Source organism: Mesobacillus sp., from assembly GCF_047739415.1.
Taxonomy (GTDB): domain Bacteria; phylum Bacillota; class Bacilli; order Bacillales; family Cytobacillaceae; genus Mesobacillus.
Window position 1 is genome coordinate 1 of record NZ_JBIQOE010000065.1, and the last position, 9,840, is coordinate 9,840.

The following is a 9,840-nucleotide window of genomic DNA, read 5'->3' on the forward strand; positions in this document are numbered from 1 at the left end:
CGTCTGGATATGTTTGCTGAACTGCTTGAAGCAATTGATCCGGAAGTAACGGACCTTGAGGATATCGACCGTATGATCCAGATCGTCGAAGAAATGGACGCTAAATGCCGCGAATTCAAAAATCGCGATTTGTAAGGGACCTTTTATATGAGGTCTCTTTTTTATGATATCCGCTTGTCAGTGCTGACCAAGGCGCTTGCGCTTTTCTTTGTCCAGCTCCAGCGCCGAGCCAGTTTTCATCCATGAGTTGGCTTCCGCGGTTATCTTGCGAGAAGCGTTAGCTTTGAGCAGCTCGAGACGTGTCTAGCTGCGGCTCCTAACTCCTCGAGTCGCTTCGGTCCTGCCAATGAAGTCAAAGAACGACTTCACCGGTCGGCCCTCCAACGCTTGTCGGGGCTGACCAAGGCGCTTGCGCTTTTCTATTGATAGGATTGCTCCAGTTCCTCAATCAATGAACCGACATAAGAAACAGCTTTTCTCACTGGTTCCGGTGTCGACATATCCAGGCCCGCATGTTTCAGCAACTCAAGCGGTTTCATGGTGCCGCCCGCGCGAAGCACCTCAAGCCAGCGGTCTACAGCAGGCTGGCCTTCTTCCAGGATCAGCTGTGATACGGCCGTCGATGCGGTCAAACCTGCAGAGTAGGTGTATGGATACAATCCCATGTAGTAGTGAGGCTGGCGCATCCAGGTTAGTCCGGCTCCTTCATCGATTTCCACTGTATCGCCCCAGAAGCCTTTAAGGACGTCTGTTTTAATTTCAGTAAGTGTTTTTGCTGTCAGGGCTTTGCCAGCTTCAGCATGGGCGTATACGCGACGCTGATACTCTGCTTCAAGCAGATGAGTGACAAAGTTATGATAGTACGTTCCTAGAAGCTGAAGAATGACCCAGCGGCTCATTTGTGCATCATCTTTATTTTTTTCAAGAAGATGCTGTGCGAGAAGCATCTCATTCATCGTGGATGGAGCCTCGATGAAATACATGGAAGGGCGTACATTCATGATACGCTGGTTCTTGTTTGCCAGGTAAAAATGTCCCGCATGACCAAACTCATGAGCTAGTGTGAAGCAGCCACGCATATTGTCAGCCCATGTAATTAGGATATATGGATGTGAACCATATGGACTTGAGCAGAATGCTCCTGTTGATTTGCCGACATTATCAGCAAGGTCCACCCATCTCTCTTCAAATCCTTTTTCAATCATCGCGGTATAATCAGGGCCCATTACTTTCAAAGACTCTGTGATCAGTTCCCGTGCTTCTTCATAGGTGATTTCCGGATCGAATTCGGGATCAAAAGGAGCCTTCAAGTCACAGAACATCATTTTATCCAAGCCCAACACCTTTTTCTTCAGTTCAGCAAAACGTCGCATATGAGGTGCGAGTTCTTTATAGATGATATCGATTTGATTATTGTACATCTCCGGTGTTACCTGCTGTGGCTCAAGAAGCATATGTGTAACTGATTCATAATTTCGCAGCTTTGCGAGTGTAACCTGTTTTTTAACCTCAGTTGCATAGGTTGCAGCGATCGTATTTTGATATTGTTTTAGAGTCGAGACAAAGGATTCATATGCTTTTCTGCGGACATACGTGTCTGGTGAAAATTCATAACGGCTCTCAAAAAGTGCGAAAGATACCGGTAATTCATTATCTTCTTCGTCCTGAATTGATGAGAACTGCATGTCGGCCAGTTTAGCCATCCCATAGATATTGTAGGGTGCCGCATGAAGCTCCCCAAGCGCAGCAAGTACCTCTTCTGTTTCTGGTGATAGCTTATGCTTTTTCGTTTCCAAAAGCTCAACTAAGCTCTTTCTGAATGGTTCCAGTCCAGGCTCCTCCTGGAGGAATTCTTCTACTTTCCCATCCTCGAAATCCAGTATTTCAGATGAAATAAATGATAGAGCAGACGAAGCTTGTGTGCCAATGGCAGCTACCTTAGACGAATTTGCCTGATTGACAGGGTCTGTACCATCCGCAGATTGCTTCAAGCTTGCGTATGTACGGACTTTGACCAACTTTTTCGTCAGTTCTTCCTGAGCAGTAAGGCATTCCAGCAGCGCCTTTGAACCTGTATGTAAGGTGCCTTTAAATTCTGCGAAATTTTTGACGTCATCTTCAATCTCCTTCAGTGCCGTCTCCCAATCCTGGTCAGATAGGAATAAATCATCCAGGTTCCAGGTTAAGTCTTCAGGTACCTCCGTGCGGATCAGTCGTTTTTCAATCGTCTTAGTCAAATTGATCTCCTCCTTTGATAAGTTAATATTACTACGATAATCGAAATAATTTAAGTTAAAGATTTATTATTTTTAAAATTTTAAAAATAATAAAGGGTAATTACGTTAAATCTTATGGAAAAGGTATAATCTCTGGTTTATGATATTTATAAATTCGGAATTAATATAGGTGGGAGCCAGTTGATTATAATAGATTACATAATTAATCTTTCAATGCTTTCTTTAATGGTCAGTACTCCTTTAGTAATTCGGTCTTATCTAAATCTTAATCCACTCAAACAGCTGCGGCTTTGGGCAGGATTATATGCGGGAATTGTTTCTGCTGTGCTCGTTAGCCTATCATTCCAGGATCAAGGCTATTCATATGATATCCGTTACGCAGTTATCATTTTGGTCTTTGCATATCTTGGGCCAGGCCCGGGTATAGTTACTGGCAGTATTGCATTGGCCTCTAGATTGGTGGCTAGTGATAACTGGTTTCCGGCAATAGCTGGCTGGTTAGTGGTCATGGCCGTTTTTATCGTGATTCATAAATTCACTTTCCATATTAAACCTGTTAGAAGATATATGATTCTGACGAGTTCATATATTGTTACTTATATTATTATTGTACCGATCGCTTTGAACGTAATTAGAGATAGTCCAGTTTTTCACCTTCAATACTTATTATTTGTTTCAATAGGAGTGCTTATTGGAGGATTATTGATCGAATCATATGAAAAGTTATACAGAATTATTAAGGAACGAAAGAGGATGGAGCAGACACTTGAAGAAAGTGAATCCAAATACCGCCTCATTGCTGAGAATACATCAGATCTCATCATGGTAATGGATAAGGAGCATGCCATTAGTTATTTTTCTCCTTCTCATGAGGTGGCGTTGGGGCACAGTATTCCTGAGCTGGAGAAAAAAGATATATGTAAGTTAATTCATCCAGATGACGTTTTGAATTTCAGGGAAACACTCACAGAGATCATGAAAAATAAAGAGTCAAAGCCAGTAGAGTTTCGCTTTCAGCATATAACTGGTAAATGGATGGATTTTGAATCCCGCTGCATGCCAGTAATGAATGATGAGCGGGTGATTGAGCACATTGTTATAATAAGCAGGGATATTTCTGAGCGCAAAAAAGCTGAAGAGATTCTTTTACAATCCGAAAAGCTATCGATTGTGGGGGAACTGGCAGCAGGGGTAGCTCATGAAATCCGGAATCCTCTTACTACAATAAAGGGGTTTGTCCAACTGTATGGAAAAGATAATAAGTCGAATGAAATTAACAACTTGCTTCTTAGCGAACTAGAAAGAATTGAAACAATAACAAGTGAAATGCTTTCGTTAGGAAAACCTCAGGCTATCCAGCTTACCCAGGCCAACTTGTGTGATTTGATCGATCATACAGTCGAATTCTTATCCCCGCAAGCCAATATGAAAAATATACAATTCAGCCGAAGTTATCTGGGTACAGATTTCTTCGTAACATGTGAGAAAAACCAGATCAAGCAAGTGTTCCTGAATATTTTTAAGAATGCTATGGAGGCCATGCCCAAGGGTGGAAATATAGATATAAAACTGCAAAAAGGGATAGATGGTGAATGTATTATTTTTGTGCAAGATGAAGGCTGCGGAATTCCCGAAGAATTGCTTCCGCGCTTAGGAGAGCCATTTTACACATTGAAGGAGAAAGGGACGGGGCTCGGGTTGATGATTTGCCATAAAATCATTAAACAGCACAATGGGACGATTTCCTACCATAGTAAGCTAAACAATGGGACCTTAGTTGAAATAACACTCCCCTTAACAAATTAAGAAAAGGTAGAGGAACTATATAGAACAGGAGGATGGTACATAAGCCATCCTCCTTTTTGTATGATAAGAAACTATAAAATTCACTTCAAGAATTGTCCAGTTCCAGCGCCTAGCCAGTTTTCATCTCTGAGAGTACTTCCCCGATTATCTTGCGAGAAGCGTTAGCTTTGAGCAGCTCGAGATGTTTCGGTCCGCCCAATAAAGTCAAAAAAACGACTTCACTGGTCGGCCCTCCAACGCTTGTAAGGCTCGACCAAGGCGCTTGCGCTTTTATTATTGGTCTAACGAATGAGAAGTTTTTGTTCGTGCTTGATAGAATTGATATAAAATCAGGGCAACCATTGATAAAACAATCCCTGAAATATAAGGCATTCCAATGGCAATTGAGAACAGCCAACCGCCTAAAGGTGGTCCAATGATCCTTCCGAGTGAATCAAACGATGATAGCAATCCAGTCGTCCCGCCATGCCCAGTTGTTGATTTCTTTGTCAGCAATGAGGATACACTTGGGCGAATCAATCCATTGCCTATTCCAAAAATGGTGAGGAATAATGCTGCAGTACCAAATCCTTCAGTTAGGAGGATTAAACCGAAGCCTGCGGCAGATATGATGATACCGAGTTGGATGACCATACCCTCGCCAAGCTTCTTAGTCAATCTGCCGACTAATCCACCTTGTACGATGGCACCTGCAAGTCCCATGATCATGAAAATATATCCCAATTCTACGGATCCAAGCCCTGCTTTTTCAGCAGCAAAATAAGCAAATGTTGCCTCCAGACCAGCCAATGAAAGCGAAACGAACAATTGAAGCAGGAACAGCATGGAAAGCGGGCCATTCAAAGCCTTCAGTAATGAAGACCTCTCCTTATCCTGACGGCTGCGCTGTTCAGCTGAAAGCGACTCTTTCAATACAAAAGTAACGAATAAGAACGTAACCAAAGATGTCGCTCCTGCAAGATAAAAAGGAGTACTCAGGCTTGATTGAGAGAAAACACCGCCGATTGCCGGACCAAAAATAAATCCAAGTCCGACTGAAGCACCGATGATGCCCATGCCTTTACTGCGGTCTTCCTCGGATGTGATATCTGCGACATAGGCCATGACAGTTGGCATATTAGCCGATGACAAGAATCCTCCAATGATCCTTGCCGCAAACAGCATCCAAAGCTCTGTGGAAAGTGCCATCAAGAAGAAGGATAGGGACAGTCCCAGTATACCGATCATGATGACAGGCTTCCTGCCAATCCTGTCAGAAATACGGCCCCACATTGGCGCGAATATGAACTGCATCAAGGAATAAACCGCCATCAATAAACCTAATTGAGTGGGCGATGCCCCGATTTCTTCAGCGTAAAAAGGAATGACTGGAATGATGATTCCAAAGCCGACCATCACGAGAAACATAACTAAAAATAAAATAGGCAAAGCCTTTTTGGTGTTCATCTTTATATTCACTCCATTATTTCAACAGTATCATTGTTGTAGGTACACAATAATAAAAATTATATCAGAAACCCCTAAGGTATAGCGAAAATAACTTTTCGAGAGTGGAAACTTATTTAAATAAGATGTTGTAACTATCTGTTGAGGTAAACATTTGGCTTTTTGATTAAATTCAATAGTTTTATTATTGCAGGAAGATTATTTATTACTCTCATGATTCATCACTATTGACATTGTAATTGAATAAAATCCCTCCGTGTGGGAGTAGATTGTATATTTATTTAAGTATGAATTAGCGATGAAAATGTAAAGGAGTATAGCTTACTTTGAGTCTATCGACGAATTTCTGTAGAATGATGACAATGAATTCTTTTATGAAAAGGTGTAATTATGAAAAAATATGTAGTCATCGGTGCGGGAATATTAGGCGCATCCACTGCTTATCACTTAGCGAAGGCAGGAAAGAGTGTAACGATCATTGACCGTGGAGAGCCAGGGCAGGCAACGGATGCTGCGGCTGGAATCATTTGTCCCTGGCTAACCCAGCGCAGGAATAAAGCGTGGTATTTCCTCGCGAAGAATGGGGCGGCCTTTTACCCATCACTGATCAAACAACTTGAAGAGGACGGCGAGAAGGAAACAGGCTATCAGCGTGTAGGAGCCATCAGCCTCCATCATGATCGGGAAAAACTTGTGAAAATGGAAGAAAGAGCGACTTTGAGGCGTGAAGATGCTCCGGAAATTGGGGAAATCAGGCAGCTGGATCAACGCGAAACAAATGAACTTTTCCCGCCATTATCAGAAGAGTATTCTTCTGTGCATGTAAGCGGTGGGGCACGTGTAAATGGACGGTTGCTGCGGTTGGCTCTTTTGAATGCTTCGCGGAAAAATGGTGCTGAAATGATAAATGGAGATGCCCAATTAGAGTATTCTGGTGAAAAAGTGACAGGTGTTAAAGTGGGAGAAAAAAGATATGAAGCTGGCAGTATTATCATAACAGCAGGGGCATGGGCACCTGAGTTACTGAAACCGCTTGGAATGCTACTCAGCATTTCCCCACAAAAAGCACAAATCATCCATCTGGAGCTTGAGGATACAGAGACCAGCAGCTGGCCTGTCGTCATGCCGCCTAATAACCAGTACATTCTTGCGTTCGATGGAGGAAGGGTTGTCATCGGAGCAACACATGAAGACGAGAAGGGATTTGACTACCGCCCGACTCTTGGGGGCATGCATGAAGTCATCGATAAAGGATTATCGGTCGCTCCGGGTCTGGCTGATGCAACCTATCTCAAAACAAAAGTGGGATTCCGGCCAGTTGCACCGAATTTCCTCCCGATTATTGGTGCCGTTCCAGGTTTAGATAACCTATTCATGGCAAATGGATTGGGCGCTTCAGGTCTAACAGTCGGACCATATCTTGGAGCACAGCTTGCCAAACTGGCAGCAGGCGAAGATGTCGAACTAGATCTCGAGCAGTACGATGTCTCAGGAGCCATCAGCGATAATATTTCCTAGGCAATGAGAAAAGCAAGCAGGAGAACCTTTGAATGAAGGTACTTTGCTTGCTTTTTTGTGTTTTGGAGGCTGTAATCAGTTCCTGCATTGCCCGAAATGAGCTGGACAGTAAGAAAAGGGTAAAAGGAAAGGCCCTGCATTGCCCGAAATGAGCTGGACAGTAAGAAAAGGGTAGAAGGAAAGACCCTGCATTGCCCGAAATGAAAGCGAAAGCTATGAAAAAGGGAAAGGAAGCTTTTGATTGATCTTAAATGGTCAAGTGTATTGAAATCGGATAATGACCGTACTCACCAGGTAATTGCAGATAAGTGACTTAACAAAAAAATATTCACAGAAAGGCAAATATATCGCTTGTATGCGGGTATAACACTAAGGACATCCATTAAATTTGTTAATCAGTGTTCAGTATATATCAGGAAGGAGTCAACATCATGCAATGGAAAGGCAGAAGAGCGAGCAGTAATGTAGAAGATAGAAGAGGGATGGGCGGCGGAGGCATGCTCATGGGCGGTGGTCTTGGAGGCATCATCCTATTAGTGATCATGACATTTCTTGGCGGAGGCGATATGGGTGACGTCGTCAATAATATGACAAACGGCGGAAACCAGTCGCCTGCTCCTTACCAGCAGAGTGCTGAGGAAGAGGAGCTTGCCCAATTTGTTTCGGTAGTCCTTGCAGACACGGAGGAAGTGTGGTCCAAGGTATTCGCGGAAGAAGGGATGGAATATCAAGAACCCACCCTCGTTTTATATTCAGGAAGCGTACAGTCTGCATGTGGAATGGCTGGCTCGCAGGTAGGCCCGTTTTATTGTCCAGGTGACCAAAAGCTTTATATTGATCTTAGTTTCTATGATGAGCTTCAAACAAAATTCCAGGCACCTGGTGATTTTGCGATGGCTTATGTTGTCGCCCATGAAGTTGGCCACCATGTCCAGACCTTACTGGGAACGACCGATAAGCTGAATTCTCTTCGCGGTCGCCTGGATCAGACAGAATTCAATAAGTATCAAGTTCGTTTTGAACTTCAAGCCGATTATTTGGCAGGTGTATGGGCTCATCATGCTCAGGGAATGGGCGTCGTGGAAGAGGGTGACCTTGAGGAAGCGTTGAATGCGGCCAGTGCGGTTGGGGATGACACCATCCAGAAGCGATCCCAGGGTTATGTCGTTCCAGAAAGCTTCACACACGGTACATCAGAGCAGAGGAAAAGCTGGTTCAAGAAAGGTTATAAAGCAGGAAACCTCAAACAAGGCGATACGTTTAACACAAGGGAATTTTAGGTAGAGATAAGCATAGGCCTTTTTAGGGGTCCATGCCATCAAGTTAACATTCGTGGGTGGCACCAACTTATAGAGTTTAGCTCTTCAATGGAGTAACGAATTCTGATATAGGAAAGGAGCAATTCACAATGGGAACACAAATACGATCATTTTTCGCAAACGATACAGGTGATATACCAAATAATCCGACTTTACCGGTCATTGTCTATCAAGGTGTTTTTGATGACAACTTAAGCATAGAGGACCAATTCCAGCAGCATAATTGGACAGGCACATGGACTGGCGATATTTACGATTATCATCATTACCATACAAATACCCATGAAGTCCTGGGTGTTAAGTCCGGCAATGCAACCGTGCAAATTGGCGGGGATGCCGGAGAACGCCTGGAGCTTAAAGCGGGGGATGTCGTCGTCCTTCCGGCGGGAACCGGCCACAAGAAAATTGACAGCAGCCAGGATTTCGAAGTTGTAGGTGCTTACCCAAATGGACGAAATCCAGACTTGAAGGAAGAAGATCCTGGTGTCAGAGCTCAAGCATTATCACAAATTAAAAACGTTCCTATTCCGGAAACAGATCCGGTATACGGTGAGACAGGTCCACTTCTTCAAAAGTGGGTAAAATAATAGATATCAAGACAGGCAGCAGCTTGGTGTACCAACCAGACTGCTGCCTGTTTTTTTAGGTCAATTTGTTTCTCTCTATACCTATAAGGGTATATAATAAAAGTAAGATTCATGGCAATTCATCATTTGGACAAAATAATTAGTTGTAAAAGATAAACGGAATGAAGGAAGGGAAGCCATATGGCTAAGAAGAAATTTGTTTACTTCGTTTCATTGAGCTCCAATGTCCCTTATGTTTTGAAAAAAGCACTAAGAAACGCTGAGGAAGAGAACGAGGTTTCTATTTTCTTTGATTTGGACGGAGCACGGGTCCTGGATAAACGATATTTAAAGATTATGGAGAGAACCCACAATATTGATTTGCAAAAATTGATGCAGCAGGCTTTAGATAAAGGCATAAAATTTTTCGGCTGCCAGATGAATGTATTGATCGCCGATGGACTGGAGCTGGTTGAAGGTGCAGAGTTATCAGGAGTTGCAACCTTTTTAGAGACCGCCTACCAGGCGGATGCAGTACTAAGCTACTAATGGAGGTGAAGAGCTTATGGAAAAGAAAAAAGTAGTGGTTATGGCACTTCACGATCAATTGGAATCTGCATACCCACCTTTGAATGTGGCCGTGGGGGCTGCATCATCTGGGGCAGATGTCATCCTGGCATTTTCCCGCAGGGGAGTAAATATTCTGGATAAGCGATATGTATCCGTCCCGTCTGAGGACCTTGAATACTTATCAAATGCATTGAACGACTTTGGAGTATCTTCCGTCCATGACCTTCTAGGAATCGCCGTAGAAATGGGAGCCCAGCTCTATGTCGTTGATCTAGATGTAAACGATCGTTTCGATTTCATCCATCCCGCAGAACAGGTCCCAATCAAATGGTTACTAAACGAAGCAGCATCAGCGGATTTATTTATGCATTTTTAAAG

General features: G+C 43.4%; 9 protein-coding genes. 7 read left to right on the forward strand and 2 right to left on the reverse strand.

Features of this window, described 5'->3' with window-relative positions; genetic code table 11:
• The first annotated feature begins 9 nt into the window (after positions 1–9).
• The gene (locus tag ACH0QE_RS05985) at positions 10–135 is read left to right on the forward strand and encodes an SE1561 family protein (RefSeq protein ID WP_415799788.1); all 126 of its coding nucleotides are present in this window, start codon (positions 10–12) and stop codon (positions 133–135) included.
• Positions 136–419: 284 nt separating this feature from the next.
• Here ACH0QE_RS05985 and pepF read toward each other — a convergent pair whose 3' ends face one another.
• Complete coding sequence (pepF, locus tag ACH0QE_RS05990) at positions 420–2,237, reverse strand: oligoendopeptidase F (RefSeq protein ID WP_415799782.1); 1,818 nt, start codon at positions 2,235–2,237, stop codon at positions 420–422.
• Positions 2,238–2,417: 180 nt separating this feature from the next.
• Between pepF and ACH0QE_RS05995 the strand changes: the two genes are divergently transcribed.
• Positions 2,418–4,043 (forward strand): ATP-binding protein, encoded by a 1,626-nt coding sequence (locus tag ACH0QE_RS05995; RefSeq protein ID WP_415799783.1) that lies wholly within the window; start codon positions 2,418–2,420, stop codon positions 4,041–4,043.
• Between the two features lie 273 nt (positions 4,044–4,316).
• Here the strand turns inward: ACH0QE_RS05995 and ACH0QE_RS06000 are convergent, their stop codons facing one another.
• Positions 4,317–5,489, reverse strand: coding sequence for an MFS transporter (locus tag ACH0QE_RS06000; RefSeq protein WP_415799784.1), 1,173 nt, complete (start codon positions 5,487–5,489; stop codon positions 4,317–4,319).
• A gap of 390 nt (positions 5,490–5,879) precedes the next feature.
• On the opposite strand from ACH0QE_RS06000, the gene ACH0QE_RS06005 reads away from it, so the two are divergent.
• The 5 genes from ACH0QE_RS06005 (at position 5,880) to ACH0QE_RS06025 (ending at position 9,838) form a co-directional block, all read left to right on the forward strand.
• Positions 5,880–7,007 carry an NAD(P)/FAD-dependent oxidoreductase gene (locus ACH0QE_RS06005; protein ID WP_415799785.1) on the forward strand — a complete coding sequence of 376 codons (1,128 nt, stop codon included), beginning with the start codon at positions 5,880–5,882 and terminating at the stop codon, positions 7,005–7,007.
• A gap of 431 nt (positions 7,008–7,438) precedes the next feature.
• Entirely contained in the window at positions 7,439–8,287 is an 849-nt protein-coding gene (ypfJ, locus tag ACH0QE_RS06010; protein WP_415799786.1) for a KPN_02809 family neutral zinc metallopeptidase, read from the forward strand.
• 128 nt (positions 8,288–8,415) lie between these two features.
• Positions 8,416–8,913, forward strand: coding sequence for a cupin domain-containing protein (locus ACH0QE_RS06015; RefSeq protein WP_415799787.1), 498 nt, complete (start codon positions 8,416–8,418; stop codon positions 8,911–8,913).
• A 180-nt stretch (positions 8,914–9,093) separates the two neighbouring features.
• The gene (locus ACH0QE_RS06020) at positions 9,094–9,441 is read left to right on the forward strand and encodes a DsrE/DsrF/DrsH-like family protein (protein WP_102264697.1); all 348 of its coding nucleotides are present in this window, start codon (positions 9,094–9,096) and stop codon (positions 9,439–9,441) included.
• Positions 9,442–9,457: 16 nt separating this feature from the next.
• Positions 9,458–9,838, forward strand: coding sequence for a peroxiredoxin family protein (locus ACH0QE_RS06025; protein ID WP_041967204.1), 381 nt, complete (start codon positions 9,458–9,460; stop codon positions 9,836–9,838).
• The last annotated feature ends 2 nt before the right edge of the window (positions 9,839–9,840 follow it).